The 18,624-nt window shown below is 67.2% G+C and carries 15 protein-coding genes; 13 read left to right on the forward strand and 2 right to left on the reverse strand.

Features of this window, described 5'->3' with window-relative positions; translation table 11 throughout:
- The first annotated feature begins 74 nt into the window (after window positions 1-74).
- The 11 genes from Q3A80_RS06400 (at window position 75) to Q3A80_RS06450 (ending at window position 13,041) form a co-directional block, all read left to right on the forward strand.
- Window positions 75-1,481, forward strand: a complete 1,407-nt coding sequence (locus Q3A80_RS06400; protein ID WP_446328228.1) for an undecaprenyl-phosphate glucose phosphotransferase — start codon at window positions 75-77, stop codon at window positions 1,479-1,481.
- Between the two features lie 136 nt (window positions 1,482-1,617).
- Window positions 1,618-2,730: a polysaccharide biosynthesis/export family protein gene (locus Q3A80_RS06405; protein ID WP_446328229.1), complete on the forward strand. Its 1,113-nt coding sequence runs from the start codon at window positions 1,618-1,620 to the stop codon at window positions 2,728-2,730.
- 14 nt (window positions 2,731-2,744) lie between these two features.
- Window positions 2,745-3,218 carry an arsenate reductase/protein-tyrosine-phosphatase family protein gene (locus Q3A80_RS06410; RefSeq protein WP_446328438.1) on the forward strand — a complete coding sequence of 158 codons (474 nt, stop codon included), beginning with the start codon at window positions 2,745-2,747 and terminating at the stop codon, window positions 3,216-3,218.
- Between the two features lie 7 nt (window positions 3,219-3,225).
- A complete protein-coding gene (locus tag Q3A80_RS06415) occupies window positions 3,226-5,496 on the forward strand; it encodes a polysaccharide biosynthesis tyrosine autokinase (protein WP_446328230.1) in 2,271 nt (756 codons plus the stop codon).
- Window positions 5,497-5,515: 19 nt separating this feature from the next.
- Complete coding sequence (wecB, locus tag Q3A80_RS06420; protein WP_446328231.1) at window positions 5,516-6,694, forward strand: non-hydrolyzing UDP-N-acetylglucosamine 2-epimerase; 1,179 nt, start codon at window positions 5,516-5,518, stop codon at window positions 6,692-6,694.
- A 27-nt stretch (window positions 6,695-6,721) separates the two neighbouring features.
- Window positions 6,722-7,966, forward strand: a complete 1,245-nt coding sequence (wecC, locus tag Q3A80_RS06425) for a UDP-N-acetyl-D-mannosamine dehydrogenase (RefSeq protein ID WP_446328232.1) — start codon at window positions 6,722-6,724, stop codon at window positions 7,964-7,966.
- A 24-nt stretch (window positions 7,967-7,990) separates the two neighbouring features.
- Window positions 7,991-9,274, forward strand: a complete 1,284-nt coding sequence (locus Q3A80_RS06430; protein ID WP_446328233.1) for a hypothetical protein — start codon at window positions 7,991-7,993, stop codon at window positions 9,272-9,274.
- Window positions 9,271-10,521 carry a hypothetical protein gene (locus Q3A80_RS06435; protein ID WP_446328234.1) on the forward strand — a complete coding sequence of 417 codons (1,251 nt, stop codon included), beginning with the start codon at window positions 9,271-9,273 and terminating at the stop codon, window positions 10,519-10,521. Before Q3A80_RS06430 ends, Q3A80_RS06435 begins: the two co-directional genes overlap by 4 nt.
- A complete protein-coding gene (locus Q3A80_RS06440; RefSeq protein ID WP_446328235.1) occupies window positions 10,518-11,510 on the forward strand; it encodes a glycosyltransferase in 993 nt (330 codons plus the stop codon). Before Q3A80_RS06435 ends, Q3A80_RS06440 begins: the two co-directional genes overlap by 4 nt.
- A gap of 57 nt (window positions 11,511-11,567) precedes the next feature.
- Window positions 11,568-12,293 carry a WecB/TagA/CpsF family glycosyltransferase gene (locus Q3A80_RS06445; RefSeq protein WP_446328236.1) on the forward strand — a complete coding sequence of 242 codons (726 nt, stop codon included), beginning with the start codon at window positions 11,568-11,570 and terminating at the stop codon, window positions 12,291-12,293.
- Window positions 12,283-13,041: a heparin lyase I family protein gene (locus tag Q3A80_RS06450; RefSeq protein ID WP_446328237.1), complete on the forward strand. Its 759-nt coding sequence runs from the start codon at window positions 12,283-12,285 to the stop codon at window positions 13,039-13,041. Before Q3A80_RS06445 ends, Q3A80_RS06450 begins: the two co-directional genes overlap by 11 nt.
- A gap of 60 nt (window positions 13,042-13,101) precedes the next feature.
- On the opposite strand, the gene Q3A80_RS06455 is transcribed toward Q3A80_RS06450, so the two are convergent.
- Complete coding sequence (locus Q3A80_RS06455; protein ID WP_446328238.1) at window positions 13,102-14,118, reverse strand: 1-aminocyclopropane-1-carboxylate deaminase; 1,017 nt, start codon at window positions 14,116-14,118, stop codon at window positions 13,102-13,104.
- A gap of 191 nt (window positions 14,119-14,309) precedes the next feature.
- Between Q3A80_RS06455 and Q3A80_RS06460 the strand changes: the two genes are divergently transcribed.
- Window positions 14,310-14,810, forward strand: coding sequence for an Lrp/AsnC family transcriptional regulator (locus Q3A80_RS06460; RefSeq protein ID WP_446328239.1), 501 nt, complete (start codon window positions 14,310-14,312; stop codon window positions 14,808-14,810).
- Between the two features lie 171 nt (window positions 14,811-14,981).
- On the opposite strand, the gene mdeB is transcribed toward Q3A80_RS06460, so the two are convergent.
- Window positions 14,982-17,720: an alpha-ketoglutarate dehydrogenase gene (mdeB, locus tag Q3A80_RS06465; RefSeq protein ID WP_446328240.1), complete on the reverse strand. Its 2,739-nt coding sequence runs from the start codon at window positions 17,718-17,720 to the stop codon at window positions 14,982-14,984.
- A gap of 164 nt (window positions 17,721-17,884) precedes the next feature.
- Between mdeB and Q3A80_RS06470 the strand changes: the two genes are divergently transcribed.
- Window positions 17,885-18,412 (forward strand): Lrp/AsnC family transcriptional regulator, encoded by a 528-nt coding sequence (locus Q3A80_RS06470; RefSeq protein WP_446328241.1) that lies wholly within the window; start codon window positions 17,885-17,887, stop codon window positions 18,410-18,412.
- Window positions 18,413-18,624 lie beyond the last annotated feature (212 nt).

Genomic DNA, 18,624 nt, shown 5'->3' on the forward strand with positions numbered 1-18,624 from the left:
GACGCGACCCCGCGCGGCGTGAATGCACGCTGCCGTTCCGTTGCCATTCGACTTCGGCGGGTGATCGCTCTGATATGCATTCGTTCGACTCGGTTGGCTACGCGCCCGTGGTTCGCGGGAAGATTTCCTGGTTTCGGCTGGCGGATTGCGGCCTGCTCGTCGCCGCGGCATGCGCGGCGAAGCGCTGGTTCGACGATTCGTCCTACTCGGCGTCGGATGCCGTGTTGATCGCCATTTCGATCGCATGTGCGCTCGTCCTGTTTCCGCTGATCGGCCTGTACGGCGATTCGCAGCGGCGCCTGTCGTGGCGTCGCGTATGGCTGGCGTCGGCCGGCCTCGCCGTCGCCATGTGTGTCGGCATGGCGGCTGTCGCGGCGCTCGACTGGCAATCCGGTGCGGCATCCGCGTGGGTGCTCGGCTGGTTCGTGTTGTCGGCGCTCGCGCTTGCCGCGTCGCAGGCATTGCGGCGATGGCTCGGAATTCGCGTCGCGGCGCGTGCCGCGCGGCGCAAGCCGGTCGCACTCGTCGGGTATCGCGAGCGCTGCGTCGCGCTCGCGAGCCGCGATGCAGGCGAAACCGCGTCGCCGTTTCAGGTTGCCGCGATCCTCGACATGTCCGATGAACCCGCCGTCGATGCGTTCGAGCCGGTGGTGCATCGCGAGCTCGGCCGCTTCGTCGAGTACGTGCGGCGTGCGCGCGTCGGCGAAATCTGGATCGTGCTGCCGCTGGCGCAGGCCGATCGCGTCGGCGGGATCGTCCGCGCGTTCGACAAGGACCTCGTCGATATCCGGTTCTTGCCGGACTTGACCGGCATGACGGCGCTGCAGCCGCGCCGTGCGGGGCCCGGCCGTGCGCTCGACCTCGTCGCGGCACCGTTGTCGCCACGCGCACTGGCAGCGAAGGCCATGTTCGATCGCGCGTTCGCCGGCCTCGCGCTGATCGCGATCGCGCCGCTGCTGGCGGTCATCGCGATCGCGGTGAAGCTCTCGTCGCCCGGGCCGGTGCTGTTCCGCCAGCAACGACGAGGCGCGTACGGACGCATCTTCACGATCTACAAGTTCAGGACGATGCGCGAGCACGACGCGAGCGCTTCGGGCGAGGTGCGCCAGGCGACGCGCGGCGACCCGCGCATCACGCGTATCGGCGCGCTGCTGCGGCGGACCAGCCTCGACGAGCTGCCGCAGTTCTTCAACGTGCTGAAAGGCGACATGTCGGTGGTCGGGCCGCGTCCGCATGCGGTCGAACATGACCGCTTCTACCAGCATCTCGTCGACGGCTACATCCAGCGCTACCGGATCAAGCCGGGCATCACCGGCTGGGCGCAGGTCAACGGCCATCGCGGCGAGACGGATCGCGTCGAGAAGATGCAGAAGCGCGTCGAGCACGACCTCTATTACCTGAACAACTGGTCGTTCTCGCTGGATATGCGGATCGTCGCGGCGACCGTTCTATGCGGATTTACGCATCGCAACGCTTATTGAACTCGCGTCCACGCACGCGATTGGGACAACAGGAATGGAAACTGGAAAACGATCCCGCGCACCGGCGCACGGGTGGCGATCGGCAATGGCGGTGTTGCCCGTCATGCTGCTGTCTGCCTGCGCAGTCGAGCCGGGAATGCACATGAACTTCGCGCACGATGCGCAGCAGACGGGCGGTGCCGTGACGCTCACGGACGCAGGCGTGAGCGTATCGATGCACCGGATCGACGCTGCATCGCTCGGCCAGCCCGCGCGCGATGCGGCATCGGTTCCGATCGACCCGATCGACGGTGCGCTGATCGCGGCCCAGCGACGCGATGTCCGCGCACAGGCCGAGCGCACGCGTGCCGCACTCTTTGCGGCGCCGGTGCCTTACGCGATCGATGCCGGCGACGTGCTGCAGATCACCGTGTGGGATCACCCCGAGCTGGCCGCCGCACAGGGCAATCCGGGCACTCAGCAGACGCGCGCCGGCGATCCTCCGGCCGGCTTCGTCGTCGATCAGGCCGGCAACCTCGCGTTTCCGTATGTGGGCGAGCTGCACGTCGCCGGCATGAGCACGAGCGAGATTCAGGCCGCGCTGCGTGCGCGGCTCGCGAAGTGGTTCGTCGCGCCGCAACTGACGGTACGCGTCGCATCGTATCGCGCGAATCGCGTCTATATCGACGGCGAGGTTCGCACACCGGGCGCGCAACCGGTCAACGACACGCCGATGACCTTGCTCGAGGCCGTCACGCGCGCCGGCGGCTTCACGGCCGATGCCGACCAGAGCCGCATGACGCTCGTGCGCGGTGGCGATGCCTATCCGATCGATCTGCCGGCGCTGATCCGCGAGCGGGTGGATCCGTCGCGCATCGTGCTGCGCAACGGCGACCTGCTGCAGGTCGGCGCACGCGATCAGTTCGGCGTGTACGTGATGGGTGAAGTCAACAAGCCGACGACGGCGCTGCCGTTGCGAACCGGCCGGTTGACGCTGGCCGACGCGCTGTCGCAGGCGGGCAGCGTGAACCAGGGCACGGCCGATCCGCGGCAGACCTACGTGATTCGGGCCGGCGCGGACCGGCAGGCGCAGGTGTTTCATCTTGACGGCCGTTCGCCGGTGTCGATGGTGCTCGCCAACGAATTCGAGCTGCAGCCGCGCGACGTCGTCTACGTCGACAGCACGAAGCTCGCGCGCTTCGGCCGCGTACTCGCGCAGCTGCTGCCGGCGATCAACGCGGGCCTGACGGCCGCGATCGTCACGAAATGATGAAGCGGATCCTGATGGTGTGCACCGGCAACGTCTGCCGCAGTCCGGCCGCGCAAGTGCTGATGTCGCGCGAATTGCCCGGCTGCACGATCGAGTCGGCCGGCATCGCGGCGATCGGCGGGGCCGCGATCGATCCGGTGATGAGCGAGTTGCTGACGGCGCGCGGCTTCGACCTGTCCGCGCATCGGTCCCGCCGCATCGACGATCTGGCCTGCCGGCGGGCCGATCTGATTCTCGTGATGGAAACCGCGCATCGCCGCCTGATCGAGCGAATCTGCCCGGTCACGCGCGGCCGAGTGTATCGCCTCGCCGAGCGTTACCAGGCCGACGTTCCGGATCCGTACCGCCGGAGCCGCCATGTCTATGACTACGCGCTGACGCTGATCGAACATGGTGCGGTCGACTGGGCCGCCCGGATCGCCGGTCTCGAACCGAAACGGCCGCGACATCCGGATACCGGCGCGGATGGTCGGGAACATTTGCAATGAGCTCCACATGAACGCATCCAACCAAAGCCAATCGTTTTCTCGCGACGCCGACGAACTCGACGTACGCGGCATCCTCGACGTGCTGATCGGGCATGCCGGCCGCATCGTTGCAATCACAGTGGCATGTGGCGCGCTCGGCGCCGGCTATGCGCTCGTTGCGAAGCCGGTATACAAGGCAGATATCGCCGTGCAGGTGGAAAGCGGCGGGTCCGACCTTCGCAGCATGGCGGAAGGCGGGCTCGTCGGCGGCCTCGGCGCGTTGTTCGACGTGAAGTCGACCGACGACGGCGAAATGGAGATCCTGCGTTCGCGGCTCGTGACCGAACCCGTCGTCGATACGCAGCGTCTGCATATCGACGCGCGACCGCGTCGCGTGCCCGTGATCGGACCCGTCGTCGCACGTTTCAATCGCGGGCTGTCGACACCGGGCCTGTTCGGGATCGGCGGGTTCGTCTGGGGTAACGAACGCATCGATATTCCGGCGTTCGACGTGCCGCGCGACTTTCACGCGCGCACGTTCATCGTCTCGTCGCTGGGCAATGGGCGCTATCGCCTGTCCGGCGCCGGTCTCGATCGCGACGTGGACGGAGCGACCGGCGTCCCGCTGCGCGTGAAGACGGCGGCGGGCGCCGTGACGCTGCAGGTCGCGGCCATCGAAGCCGCGGCCGGCGCGCAGTTCGTCGTGCAGGCGGACTCGAAGCATGCGGTGCTCGCCGAGCTGCAGAAGAAACTGTCGATCGCGAATCGCGGCAAGGATCAGTCGGGCGTGATCGGCGTGTCGTACGAGAGCCACGACCCGGTGCGCGCGGCCGCCGTGCTGAACGCGATCGCCGACAACTACGTGCAGCAGAACGCGAACCGCAAGGCCGCTACCGCCGAGAAGTCGCTGGCGTTCCTGAGCCAGCAGGTGCCGACCGTGGAGCGCCGGCTGCGTGCGGCCGAGGATGCGCTCAACGCATACCAGGCCCGCCATGAGATCGTGGATCTGACCGAGCAGGCGAAGGCGATGCTGACGCAGTCGACCGCCGTGCAGACGTCGCTGTTCGAACTCGAGCAGAAGCGACTCGCGCTGGCATCGACGCTGACGGCGGCTCACCCGGAACGAACGGCGCTCGACCGGCAGATCGCCGCGGCCAAGGCGCGGATCGGCGCGGTCAACGAGTCGATCCGCAGCTTGCCCGACGCGCAGCGCAACGTCGTGCGCCTGCGCCGCGACGTGACGGTGCAGACCGAAATCTACGTCGGCTTGCTGAACAGTATCCAGCAGCTTCGTCTCGCAACCGCGAGCAAGATCGGCAACGTGCGCGTAATCGATCGCGCGATCGTGCCGGACGAGCCGGTGCGGCCGAAGCCGCCGCTGGTCACGCTGATCGCCGCGCTGGTGGGGTTCGTGCTCGGCACGTCCGCCGTCATCGGCCGCGCGGTGCTGTTCGGCGGCATTACCGATCCCGCCGAGATCGAGCGCGATACGCGCCTCGACGTGGTGGCGACGATTCCGCAAAGCGCAACGCAACGCCGCTTCGTACAGCGCGCCGCGGCGGACGGCCGCGCGTCGATCCTGTCGCTCGCGCGGCCGCACGAACCCGCGGTCGAGGCGCTGCGCAGCCTCTGTACGGCGCTCCGGTTCCAGTCGACGGGCCGGCCCGCGCACAACCGCGTGCTGATTACCGGTCCGTCGGCGGGCGTCGGGAAATCGTTCGTGTCGGCCAACGTTGCGGCATTGCTCGGGCAGTCGGGCAAGCGCGTGCTGCTGATCGACGGCGACCTGCGTCGCGGCGAACTGGCCAGGCGCTTCGGCGCGCAGGTCGGGGCCGGCCATGTCGGCCTGTCGGGCGTCCTTCGAAGCGGCGCGGCCGCACGCGACGCGATCGTTCGCGATGTCGTGCCAGGCGTCGACCTGCTGCCCGCCGGCCCGCGCGCCGACCAGCCTGTCGACCTGCTGTCGTCGGATCGTCTTGCGGCGCTGCTGGCGCACGTATCGGGCGATTACGACTTCGTGCTGGTCGACGCGCCGCCGCTGCTGCCCGTGACGGACGCCGTCGTGCTCGCCGCACATGCGGACACGATCCTGCTGGTCGCGCGGTCCGGCGCGACGACCACGGGCGAACTGCTCGAATCGGCGAAGCGGATCGAACGCGTCGGCGCGCGCACGACCGCCGTCGTGTTCAACGGCTTCCGGCCCGGGCTGCGCTCGGCTCAGTACGGCAACTACGGCGCCTATGCGTACGACGGCGCCTCTTCCACCCCTGCCGCGACCACCGTCGCGGATCGCGCATGACCCGCCGACGGAGAAACCGATGACCCATCGCCACGAAAACATTCTCGTTACCTTCGGCACCCGACCGGAAGCCATCAAGATGGCGCCGCTCGTTCATGCGCTGCGCGCGCGCGAAGGTGTGCGCTGCGGCGTCTGCGTGACGGCCCAGCATCGCCAGATGCTCGACCAGGTGCTCGACCTGTTCGGCATCGTGCCCGATTTCGATCTCGACCTGATGCGGGCCGGGCAGACCCTCGGCGGACTGACCGGACACCTCCTCAATGCGCTCGATCCCGTGCTCGCGTCGTTCCGGCCGGACCTCGTGCTCGTGCACGGCGATACGACCACGACGCTCGGCGCGACGCTCGCGGCGTACTACCGGCGCATTCCGGTCGGTCACGTGGAAGCCGGCCTGCGCACCGGCAATCTCTATTCGCCGTGGCCGGAGGAGGCGAACCGGAAGGTGACGGGCGCGCTTGCGCTGCATCACTTCGCGCCGACCGAAACGTCGCGGCACAACCTGCTGGCCGAAGGCGTCGAGGCCGAACGCGTGCACGTGACGGGCAACACCGTGATCGATGCGCTGCTGACCGTCACCGAGCGTCTGAAACACGACCGCGCAGTGGTGCGGCAGATGCGCGAGCGGTTCCCGTTCGTCGACGACGAGCGGCGCATGATCCTCGTCACCGGCCATCGCCGCGAGAACTTCGGCCGCGGTTTCGAGCGGATCTGCGAGGCGATCGCGACGATCGCGAAGCGCTATCCGGAATCCTGCATCGTCTATCCGATGCACCTGAACCCGAACGTGCGCGAACCCGTCACGCGGCTGCTCGGCGATATCGGCAACGTGGTGCTGATCGAACCGCAGGAGTATTTGCCGTTCGTCTATCTGATGAGCCGGGCATGGCTGATCCTGACCGACTCCGGCGGGATCCAGGAGGAGGCGCCATCGCTCGGCAAGCCGGTACTCGTCATGCGCGACACCACCGAGCGGCCGGAGGCCGTTGCGGCCGGCACGGTGCGGCTGGTCGGCACCGAGGTCGAGCGCCTGGTCGGCGCGGTGGTCGAGCTGTGGGAGGACGGCGGCGCCTACCGCGCGATGAGCCGTGCACACAACCCTTATGGCGACGGCCGTGCGAGCGAGCGAATCGCGGATCTGCTGGTGTCGCTGCCGATCCTCACGCAAGCGCCGGCTTGCCTGCCCGGCGCGCTCTGCTGAACTTCCCGACGTCTGGAGAACTCATTCATGTCATTCGAAACCGTTTCCGTCATCGGGCTGGGCTATATCGGCCTGCCCACCGCAGCGGCATTTGCCGCGCGCCGTAAAAGCGTGATCGGCGTCGACGTGTCGCAACACGCCGTCGACACGATCAATCGCGGTCGGATCCATATCGTCGAGCCCGAACTCGACATGCTCGTCCACGCGGCCGTCGCGCAAGGCTACCTGCGCGCGTCGCTGCAGCCCGAACCGGCCGATGCGTTCCTGATCGCGGTACCGACGCCGTTTACCGACGGCAACAAGCCGGATCTCAGTTTTATCGAGGCCGCGTGCCGGTCGATTGCGCCGGTGCTGAAGAAGGGCGACCTGGTGGTGCTCGAGTCGACGTCGCCGGTCGGCGCGACCGAAAAAATGGCCGCGTGGCTCGCGGCGCAACGCCCGGATCTCACGTTCCCGCAAAACGTGGGCGAGCGCTCGGATATCCGTATCGCGCATTGCCCCGAGCGCGTGCTGCCGGGCCATGTGGTGCGCGAACTCGTGGAAAACGATCGCGTGATCGGCGGGATGACGCGCAAATGCGGCGCACGCGCGCAGGAGCTGTATTCGCTGTTCGTGCGCGGCGAGTGCATTCTGACCGATGCGCGCACGGCGGAAATGTGTAAGCTGACCGAAAACTCGTTTCGCGACGTGAACATCGCGTTCGCGAACGAACTGTCGGTGATCTGCGACCAGCTCGACATCAACGTGTGGGAGCTGATCCGGCTGGCGAACCGCCATCCGCGCGTCAGCGTGCTTCAGCCGGGGCCGGGTGTCGGCGGGCATTGCATCGCGGTCGATCCGTGGTTCATCGTCGATTCGGCGCCGGAGCACGCGCGGCTGATCCGCACCGCGCGCAACGTGAACGACGAGAAGCCGCACTTCGTGTACGAGCGCGTGCGCCGGGCGGCGAGCCGGTTTCGCGAGCCGGTGATCGCATGTCTGGGCGTAGCGTTCAAGGCGGATATCGACGACCTGCGCGAAAGCCCGGCGATGGAGATCGTCGAGGCGCTGGCGCAGAACACCGGCGCGGCGCTGCTGGTCGTCGAACCGAATATCGCCGCGCTGCCTGCGTCACTTGAAGGAAAGGCGACGTTGTGCGAGCTGGAGGCGGCGCTGGCCGCCGCGGACGTGATCGTGATCCTGGTCGATCACACGCCGTTCCGGCGCATGGATCCGGTGCGGTTGCAGACCAAGGTCGTGATCGACACGCGCGGCGTGCTGGCGCACCGGTAACGGACGGGATACGCGGAAGTCATGATGCGAAACGCCGATGTCCGGAAGCTGGTGGGTCGTCTCGAGGCGCTGGTCTGCACGGGCGCACCGGGTCTTTATCGCGTGCTGACGTTCTGGGTCGTCCAGCGAATTTACTCGCTCGATGAGCTCGGGCATGCGGCGGCCAATCTGTCGATCGCGCAGATGATCGGCTTTTTTACGGCGATCGGCTGGGCGACGCTGATCCTCGTGCGCGTGCCGGCGACCGACGGGAAGCGGGCGGCCCGCCGCGCGTTCTATTCGCTGGTGGCGATGGCGGGATGGACCACCGTCGCGGCCACGCTCGCGTGCGTGCTGATCTCCGCGAGCGGTGTCGTCCCGTTCGATCTCGGCGGTGTGGTCGCGCTGATGTGGGGATGGACCGTGTACCAGCTCGCGCGACACTTCTTCGTGTCGTACCGCCGCTACCGGGTGACGATCGCGTTCGACTGCCTGCTGATCGCGGGTTCCTGCGCGATGCTCGGGATCGGCACGCATCGCGGTTATCCCGCGTCGCTGTGCCTGGCCGTCGTGTTGATCGCGGTGGCGATCGCGATGTTTGTCGCGATCGGTGCGCCGGATCGTCGTACGTTTGCGCCGCGCGTCGATGTGAAGGGGTTGCAGTTCGGGCTCACCAATTTCCTGTCCGGCGGCATCGCGCTCGCGATCGTGCCCGCGGCGAAGGCGATGTGCGGCGCGGCCTTCGCGGGGACGCTGTCGCTGTTCTCGTCGGTGATCGCCGTCGGCAACCTGCTGCCGCGCGCCATTTCGCTCGCGCAACTGCCCGATCTCGTGAAGCGCAGGAAGGACCAGGCGCCGCTCGACGCGACGTTGAGTGCGATGCGACGCGACATCGACCTGTCGAACCTGGTCGTGCTCGTCGCGAACCTGGTGCTGGTGGCGGGGCTGGCCTATCGCTACGGCTTCGGCGGTGGCAGTGCGTATGCGGTGCTCGCAGGCGGCGTGCTGTTGGCGATGCAGTGCGCGGCAGGCGTGCTGGGCGTCGTCGGCAGCAACGTGATGATGGCGTTCGAGAAGAGTGCGGTCACCGCGCGGATCAACGTCGGCACGTCGATGCTGTTTTTCGCGCTGTTCGGCGGCAGCGTCGCGATCGGCGGTGAAGCCGGGTTCTTCTGCATGCTCACGGCCGTGCTGGTCGTCACGCTGATCCGCAACGGGCTCGTCGTCATGCAGGCGAAGCGAGTGTGCGCAGCGTATGCCGCATCGATTCGGGTGGGCGAGGCGGCCGATACGGCAGCGGCGTGCGCCGCGTCCGGAGCGCGCCCATGAGCATGGCGATTCGAGCATCGGCGAGCGCGCCGCGCGGGCGCTCGCGGGTCGCGGACCTGGGCGCCGGTCTGCTGGCGCTCGCGTACGTCGTCTTCTGCGTGAGCGATACGCTGCTCACGCTGGACGACGCCCGTTCCCAGATCGTGAAGATCGGCGCGTTTGGGCTGGTGTTCGCCGCGATTCTGCTGCGTCCGCGGTTTCATCGACTGGCCGTGTTCGCGCTTCCCGTCGCCGTGTCGCTCTGCATCGGGATGCTGCTGTCCTTCAACGCCGACGCAGGCATCGAGGAACTGGTCCGCTTCCTCTTTCCGGTGGCGATCACGGTGGCGATCTTTCCGTACCGCGACAGGCTCGACGTGCTGGTCAGGACGTTCATCGGCGTGGTCGTGAGCAACGATCTGTTCCAGCTGTATTTCTACGTGTCGTATGCGGCCGGCTTGCCGCTTTTCATGCCGGTCCGGATCGACTCCGGATTGTTCCTGCGCGCGCAAGGGTGGATGGGATTCTTTTCGGAATTCAGCTTCATCAACTTCTGCGCGTTCCTGCTGTGCCGTTGGTACTGGTCCAGCCGCCGCGCGGCGATCGCATCGTGGGGGTTCCTGTCGTTCGGCTTGCTCGGCTTCTCGTTCAAGCTGTTCGCGGTGCTGGCCGTCTACCCGTTCGTGCGCAACGTGGCGGACGTGCGTGCGTGGCTGGCCGCCGCCGGCATCGCGGGTCTGATGCTCGCGCTTGCGGTGACGGGCGCGCTCGATTCGCTGCTGAAGGTCGGCATGGCGAAGATCCTGTTCTACGTCGTCGCGGGCAATTCGGCGCGCGCCGAATCCTATCGCGTCATGTTCGAGTCGATCGGCAACGGCAATCTGCTCGGCGAAGGGCTGGGCAGCTTCGGTGGCCCGGCATCGGTGAAGTTCGCGTCGCCGCTGTACCAGCTCTATCACTTCGACTGGTATGGGCTCGGTGGACTGTTGAAGACCACTGACACGTTCTATCCGCACCTGTTCGTCGAGATGGGCGTGTTCGGCGCGATCGCGTGGCTGGTGTTCGTGATCGCATACGGGCAGGGGCGGCGCAAGCCGACTGTCTGGTTTTACATCGTCGGTGCGTTTTGCTTCGACAACATTTTCTCGATGGCGTTTGTGTCGCCGTCTTACGTATTTTCCGCACTGCTCGCCATGTACGCATGCTCGTGGGGACGGCCGGGGCTCGGCCGCACGTATCGCGGCGGTGCGGCGCAGGGAGGCTCATGAAAATTCTCGTCGTCACCAACATGTATCGCGGCAGCAACCGCGCGAACCCGTGGCAAGGCGTGTTCGTGACCGAGCAGGTCGAGGCGCTGCGGCGTTCCGGCGCATGTACGGTCGACGTGCTCGTCATCGAGGGGCATCGCGACAGGCGCGAGTACCTGACATCGATCGGCCAGGTCTGGAAGGCAGCCAGGGCAGGCCGGTACGACGTCGTGCACTATCACTTCGGCTTGAGCGCGTGCTCCGCGCCGCTGATCCGGCTGTTCACGAAAGCCAGGGTCGTCATCACGTTCCACGGAACGGACATCCTCGGCCCGCGATGGATGCGTGCCGTGTCGAAGGCGATGGCCTGCTTCGCGCACGCGTGCATCGGCGTAAGTGCGGAAATCTCGTCGCATCTGCGCCGGCCGGGCCGCCGCTGCGCGACGATTCCGTGCGGGATCGACGAAGCGGTCTTCGTCGAGCATCGCGACGACGCGCGCTCGGATTCCGACGTGCCGATCGTCGTCTTTCCGTCGTCGCCGAAGCGGCCGGAGAAGAACTATCCGCTGTTCGCGCAGGTGTTGCGGCAACTGTCGGAACAGCACGGCATCGAGGTGCGGGAGCGGCATATCGACGGTCTCGATCGCTGCGAGGTGCGCGACCTGCTCGCACGTGCCGCGTGCCTGCTGATGACGTCGACCCGGGAAGGGTCGCCCCAGTCGGTCAAGGAAGCGATGGCGCTCAACCTGCCTGTCGTATCGGTCGACGTCGGCAACGTGCGTCAGCTGCTCGACGGCGTATCGCCGGGCATGGTGGTGTTCGACCACGATGCCGGCCGCCTCACGCACGAACTTGCCGATGTGTTGAACGCCGGCGCACGCTCGAACGGGCGCGAGAAGCTCGCGGCGCTCGGTGGCTTCTCCGCCGATGTGTCGACGAAATTGATGGCGCTGTACGCGTCGATTCGCTCGCCACGTCGATTTATCCGGAATGTTTCGGACAACCAATAATGAGATAGGAAAAGTAAAATGGATCGCTCGGAATTCTTTTCATGCCCGATTCATCTGATGTCGATGAACGAAACGGTGGACCGGATCGGCGCGAGAGTCGAGCGGCGCCAGTTCACTCAGCATGCTGCGGTCAACGTCGCGAAGATCGTCAACCTGCAGCGCGATGCGGAGCTCGCCGCGTCGATCCGGGAATGCGACATCGTCAACGTCGACGGCATGGGCGTCGTGTGGGGCGCACGGCTGCTCGGCATTCCGGTTCCGGAGCGCGTCGCCGGCGTGGATCTGTTCCAGCGCCTGCTGGCACTCGCCGAGGCGAAAGAGCTGCCGGTCTATCTGCTCGGTGCGACGCCGGAAGTCGTCGAACGGGTTGCCGCGGTGGCGGCGGCGCGCTATCCGCGGCTGCCGATCGCCGGCTATCACCACGGCTATTTCTGGGACGACGAACAGGCAGTCGTGGACGACGTTCGCCGCTCGGGCGCGCGCTTGCTGTTCGTCGCGATCACGTCGCCACGCAAGGAGAATTTCATCAATCGCTGGAAAGCGCAGTTGGGTGTCGATTTCGTGATGGGCGTGGGCGGCACCTTCGACGTGGTGGCCGGGAAGGTGAGGCGGGCGCCGCGGTGGATGCAGCGCAGCGGCCTCGAGTGGCTGTTCCGTGCGATCCAGGAACCGGGGCGGATGTGGAAGCGTTATCTGTCGACCAACAGCCGGTTCCTGATGATGCTGACGGTCGCGTATGTGTGCCGGTTGTTTCGGCGAAAGGAGGCGGCCGATGCGCAGTAGCGCCGTGCTGGCGGCATGCGCGCTCGTCGTATCCGCGTGCCGGGCCGGCCCGCGAGGCGGCTTGCCCGACGAAACGCACGTCTATCGATCGGACTGGGCGCGTGGCATCGATCCACGGCTTCGCCTGCAGGAACCGGCGCAGCAGAACATCGCGACCGCGGAAATACCAGGTATTCGCGGCACGCTGTTGAAGGTGACGATGAGCCGCTCGCAGAACTTCAGCGACGTGGCGAGCGGAACGCCGCGTTCGGAGGTCAGCTTCTTCCCGGTGTTTCGCTTCGTCAACGGCCGCGACTACGAAGTGCGCTGGTCGACGGTGATTCCGGCCGACTACCGGTTCGACGCGCGACAACCGGAACTCGTCGCGCAGTTGCACCAAGGCAGCAGCGACGGGTCGCCGCCGTTTGCGCTGCTGCTGAACAACGGGAAGTACGAAGTCGACGTGCGGGGCGCACCGGGCACGCCAAGCCGCTCGTTTGCGTTTGGCGACCCGGCGGCGGATAGGGGGCAAGCGGTTCGGTGGGTGCTGCGGTATCGCCCCGACGATCGCGGAAGCGAAGCATTGACCGACGTGTTTCGCAACGGCGAACGTGTCGTGCACGTCGCGGGCATACCCAACGCGTTTCCGGACGACCGCCACGCGTACTTCAAGCTCGGTCTTTACAAGTGGTGGTGGAAGACCCGCCCGTCCGACGTGACCGAGCGCACGATGTATTACGGCGACATCGAGATGAAGGTCTTGCAGTAGACGACACACGGGCGAGGCCGCGCGCGTCGCGCTGCCTCGCCGGCCGGCTGCCGCGCTCGATCAACCTTCCCGGAAAATCCCGCTGTACGCGCTCAACGCCGGCACCCCGCCGAGATGCGCGTACAACACCTTCGACCCCGGCTCGAATTCCCCGCGCCGCACCTTGTCGATCATCCCGTGCATCGATTTCCCTTCGTAGACGGGATCGGTCAGCACGCCTTCCAGCCGCGCACACAGACGAATCGCCTCCAGCGTGCCGTCGTTCGGCAACCCGTACTCGGGGCCGGCATAGCGCGTGTCGAGCACCACGTCCTTGTCCTCGATGTCGCGCCCGAGCCCGACCAGCTCGGCCGTGTGCCGCGCGATGCGCGTGATCTGCTCGTGCGTACGCTCGGGCGTCGCCGATGCATCGATGCCGATCACGCGATCCGCGCGTCCGTCGGCCGCGAAGCCGACGACCATCCCCGCCTGCGTGCTGCCCGTCACCGAGCAGACCACGACGTAGTCGAACTTGAAGCCGAGCTGCGCTTCCTGCGCGCGCACTTCCTCCGCGAAGCCGACGAAGCCGAGCCCGCCGAGCGGATGCTCGGAACAGCCGGCCGGAATCGGATACGGCTTGCCGCCCGCCTGGCGCACGCTTTCCATCGCTTCTTCCCAGCTGCGGCGAATGCCGATGTCGAAGCCGTCGGATACGAGCCGCACGTCGGCGCCCATCATCCGCGACAGCTGGATGTTGCCGACGCGGTCGTACACGGGATCCTCGTAGTTGACCCAGTGCTCCTGCACGAGCACGCACTTCATCCCGAGATGCGCGGCGACGGCGGCGACCTGACGCGTCTGGTTCGACTGCACGCCGCCGATCGACACGAGCGTGTCGGCGCCCTGCGCGAGCGCATCGGGCACGAGATATTCGAGCTTGCGCGTCTTGTTGCCGCCGAACGCGAGACCGCTGTTGCAGTCCTCGCGCTTCGCATACAGCTCGACCTTGCCGCCGAGGTGCGCACTCAGGCGCGTAAGCGGCTGGATCGGCGTCGGGCCGAACGTGAGCGGATAACGGGGGAAACGTTGCAGGTTCATCGACAGGCTCCGGATGACGGTGGACGGAAATTCGAATCGGTCGGGAGGGGCCGGCGAGCCGTGTCCCGATGCAGAAATGATAGGGAGGACCGCACGAAATGAGCTTGCGAAATAAATAACGAAGACCTACGTTATCGGTGAGATGAAGATGCTTTGATTAATTTCGATTCGTAAAATCCACAGGAGACGCAATGAAATTAGATCGCGGCAGGACGCAGCCGGCCGACGCCGCCCCGGCGCTCGATCGCATCGACCGCGCGATCCTGCGTCAATTGCAGCAGGACGCGTCGATCTCGAACGTGAGCCTTGCCGCGAAGGTGAAGCTCAGTGCGCCGGCGTGTCTGCGGCGCGTCGAGCGGCTGAAGGAAATGGGATTGATCCGCGGCGTCGTCGCGCTGCTCGACCCGAAGCCGCTCGGTGCGGGCATGCTCGTCGTGATCGGCTTCGTGCTCGATCGTTCGACGCCGGAGGCGTTTGCCGAATTCGAGAAGGCCGCGCAGAAAGTGTCGGGGTGCGTCGAATGTCACGTGGTGACCGGCGAATTCGATTACTTCATGCTGGTCCGCACGCGCGACAACGAGAGCTTCAATCGCCTGCACGCGGAACAGCTGCTGTACCTGCCCGGTGTGCGGCAGGTGCGCTCGTTCATGGTGCTCAAGGAGATTCTGTCGACGCATGCGCTGCCTGTGTAGCGCAGGGTGACGTGGTTGACCGCGCATGCTGCGCGAGCGGCATGCGGGCAACGGGAATCAAAGGGAAGGAGCGGGAGAGAAAGCGCGCATGAAGCGCGGAAGAAGCCGCGCACAAGCGGAGCGTGCCGCTCCGAAGGGCCGCGCTCCGCGCTGAAAGCGACTAGCCCGCGCTCACCGTTGCCACGGCGCCGCGCCAGGCTGCGGCACCGCCTTGCCGAGCCGTTCGCGCGCATCGTGCACGACCGCCGCATCGAGTTCGCCGTCATCCGCGAGCGCCTTCAGCGCGGCGAGCACGATGCTCGCGCGATCGACCTCGAAGAATGCGCGCAGCGCGTCGCGCGTGTCGCTGCGTCCGAACCCGTCGGTGCCGAGCGTCACGTAGCGGCGCGGCACGTACGCACGGATCAACTCCGGCACCGCGCGCACATAGTCGGTCGCGGCGATCACCGGGCCGCGGGTTCCGTCGAGCATCCGCGCGACATACGGCGCTGCCGGTTCGTCGCCGAGCCGCGAGCGCCGCTCCGCTTCCATCCCGTCGCGCTGCAGTTCGCTGAAGCTCGTGACGCTCCACACGGCCGCGTCGATACCCCAGTCGTCCTTCAGCATCCGCTGCGCGGCGAGCGCTTCGCCGAGGATCGCGCCCGCGCCGAACAGCTGCACGCGCGCGGCTGCGTTCGTCGCGGACGGCAGCCGATGCATGCCCTTCAGGATGCCTTCGCGCGTTGCGGCCGGATCGTCGTCGGGCATCGACGGCTGCGCGTAGTTCTCGTTCATCACGGTCACGTAATAGAACACGTCGCGTTGCTGCTCGACCATCTCGCGCATGCCCGCGTCGACGATCGTCGCGACTTCATACGCGAACGCCGGATCGTACGCGCGGCAGTTCGGGATCGCGGACGCCGCGAGATGGCTGCTGCCGTCCTGGTGCTGCAGGCCCTCGCCGCCGAGCGTCGTGCGGCCCGACGTTGCGCCGACGAGGAAGCCGCGCGAACGCTGGTCGGCGGCGGCCCAGATCAGGTCGCCGATTCGCTGGAAGCCGAACATCGAGTAGTAGATGTAGAACGGCAGCATCGGCAGGTCGTGCACGCTGTACGCGGTCGCCGCGGCGATCCACGACGATACCGCGCCGGCTTCCGAAATCCCTTCCTCGAGAATCTGGCCGCGCGTGTCCTCGCGGTAGTACAGCATCGAGCCGAGATCCTCGGGCTCGTAGCGCTGTCCGAGCGGCGAATAGATGCCGACCTGCCGGAACAGGTTCGCCATGCCGAACGTGCGCGCCTCGTCCGCGACGATCGGCACGACGCGCGGCCCGAGCTCGCGATCCTTCAGCAGCGCGGCGAGCATCCGCACGAGCGCCATCGTCGTCGACATCTCGCGGCCCGCCGCATCCAGCGCGAACGCACCCCAGGCCGGCGTCGGCGGGACGGTCAACCCCCGCGACGCCGCCATCCGCCTTCTGGGCAGATAGCCGCCCAGGGCAGCCCGGCGAGCATGCAGGTAGCGCATCTCGGGGCTGTCTTCGGCCGGTTTGTAGAACGTGAGCTGCTCGACGTCGTGATCCGACAGCGGCAGCCGGAAGCGGTCGCGGAACGCTTTCAGGTCGTCGACGTCGAGCTTCTTCTGCTGGTGCGTGGTCATCCGGCCCTGGCCGGCCGCGCCCATGCCGTAGCCCTTCATCGTCTTCGCGAGGATCACGGTCGGCTGGCCGCGATGGGCGAGCGCACGCGCATACGCGGCGTGCAGCTTGCGCGCATCGTGGCCGCCGCGGCGCAGGCGGTCGATTTCCGCGTCGGTCAGCTGCGCGGCGAGCGCCTCGAGCGCCGGATCGCGGCTGAAGAAGCGCGCGCGGTTGTACGCGCCGTCGTTCGCGGAGAAGGTCTGGAACTGGCCGTCGACGGTATCGGCGAACGCGCGTGCGAGTGCGCCCGCGTGATCGCGTGCGAACAGCGGATCCCAGTCGGAGCCCCACAGCACCTTGATCGTGTTCCAGCCTGCGCCGGCGAACAGCGCCTCGAGTTCGTCGATCACGCGGCCATTGCCGCGCACCGGGCCGTCGAGCCGCTGCAGGTTGCAGTTGATCACGAACACGAGATTGTCGAGCCCTTCGCGCGCGGCGAGCGACAGCGCGCCGAGCGATTCGGGTTCGTCCATCTCGCCGTCGCCGAAGAAGCCCCACACGGTGCGCCCGGCGGTGTTCGCGAGCCCGCGATGCTGCAGGTAGCGCATGAAGCGCGCCTGGTAGATCGCATTGATCGGGCCGATGCCCATCGAGCCGGTCGGGAACTGCCAGAAGTCCGGCATCAGCCACGGATGCGGATACGAACACAGCCCGGGCCCGGCGATCTCGCGGCGGTAGTGCTCCAGGTGGTCCTCGGTGAGGAAGCCTTCGAGGTACGCGCGCGCATAGACGCCCGGCGACGAATGCGGCTGGAAGTAGACGAGGTCGCCGCCCGCGCCGTGGGCATCGCCGTCGCCGTCGCCGGCGGCCGGCGCCGCGCGGAAGAAGTGGTTGAAGCCGACTTCGAACAGGTCGGACGCCGACGCATAGCTCGCGATGTGGCCGCCGAGCTCGCCGTACGCGCGATTCGCGCGCACGACCATCGCGAGCGCGTTCCAGCGCAGCGCGGCGGACAATCGTTCCTCGAGATCGGCGTCGCCCGGATACGGCGGCTGTTCGTGCGCGGCGATCGTGTTCACGTACGGCGTGACGGGGCCGCGCGGAGCGGCGACGCCGCGCGCGTGCGCATGCGCGGCGAGCCGGCCCAGCAGGTATTGCGCGCGCGCCTTGCCGACGTGCGCGACGACGGCGTCGAGCGCCTCCAGCCATTCGGCGGTTTCTTCCGGGTCGGTGTCCGCGTGTGCCGCGCCCGCGCGCCGCGTGGCATCGATACCGTTCGACAGGTCCGTCATCGCAGGTCTCCCGCGCACCCGTGCCGAGCGGCGCGCAATCAGTGGAATCAGTCGGGTCATGCTACCCGTCGATCCGCAAAATATGCGTCTGATTTCATTGGGATTTCGCGCACCGATAGTGTAAACATTCCGGTTGTGGCCCACTCTTCCGGAATATTTTGACTATGAGCACGAACCCCCGCCGGCTCGACCGCATCGACATCGGCATCCTGAACCAGCTGCAGCAGAACGCGCGGATCACCAACGCCGAGCTTGCGCGTGCGGTGAACCTGTCGGCCACGCCGTGCTTCAACCGCGTGCGTGCGCTGGAGAAACTCGGGCTGTTCCGCCAGCAGGTGACGCTGCTCGATCCCGAGCCGCTCGGGCTGCGGATCAACGTGTTCATCCAGGTCAGCCTCGAAAAGCAGGTCGAGGACGCGCTGCAGCGTTTCGAGGAAGCGATCTCGCAGCGGCCGGAGGTGATGGAGTGCTACCTGATGTCGGGCGATGCCGACTACCTGCTGCGCGTCGTGATGCCCGACATGCGCACGCTCGAGCGCTTCATCATCGAGCGGCTGACGACGATCCCCGGCGTGTCGAACATCCGGTCGAGCTTTGCGCTGAAGCAGGTGCGCTACAAGACCGCGCTGCCGCTGCCGGCGTCCGGGCTCACGCTCGTCGCCCCGGACGAGTCGGCGTCCGACTGGGGCTGACGGCAGAGTCGCCGGTGCGCGCGGCGCCGGATTGCTGACTTCGGCCGCCAGCCGACGCGACCGCAGCGCGCCGACGATTGCGTCGCTCCGCGCAAAGGGACGGACCGCGCCGCGTCTGCGGGAGCGCCGCGCAGGGCGCGGTCGCATCCGGCGCTCGGGCGGCCGCTTCGGCCAACCCGCCTCCGACGGGCCGATGTGGCCCTGTCGCCCGA

The sequence above is a fragment of the Burkholderia sp. SR8 genome, assembly GCF_052851275.1.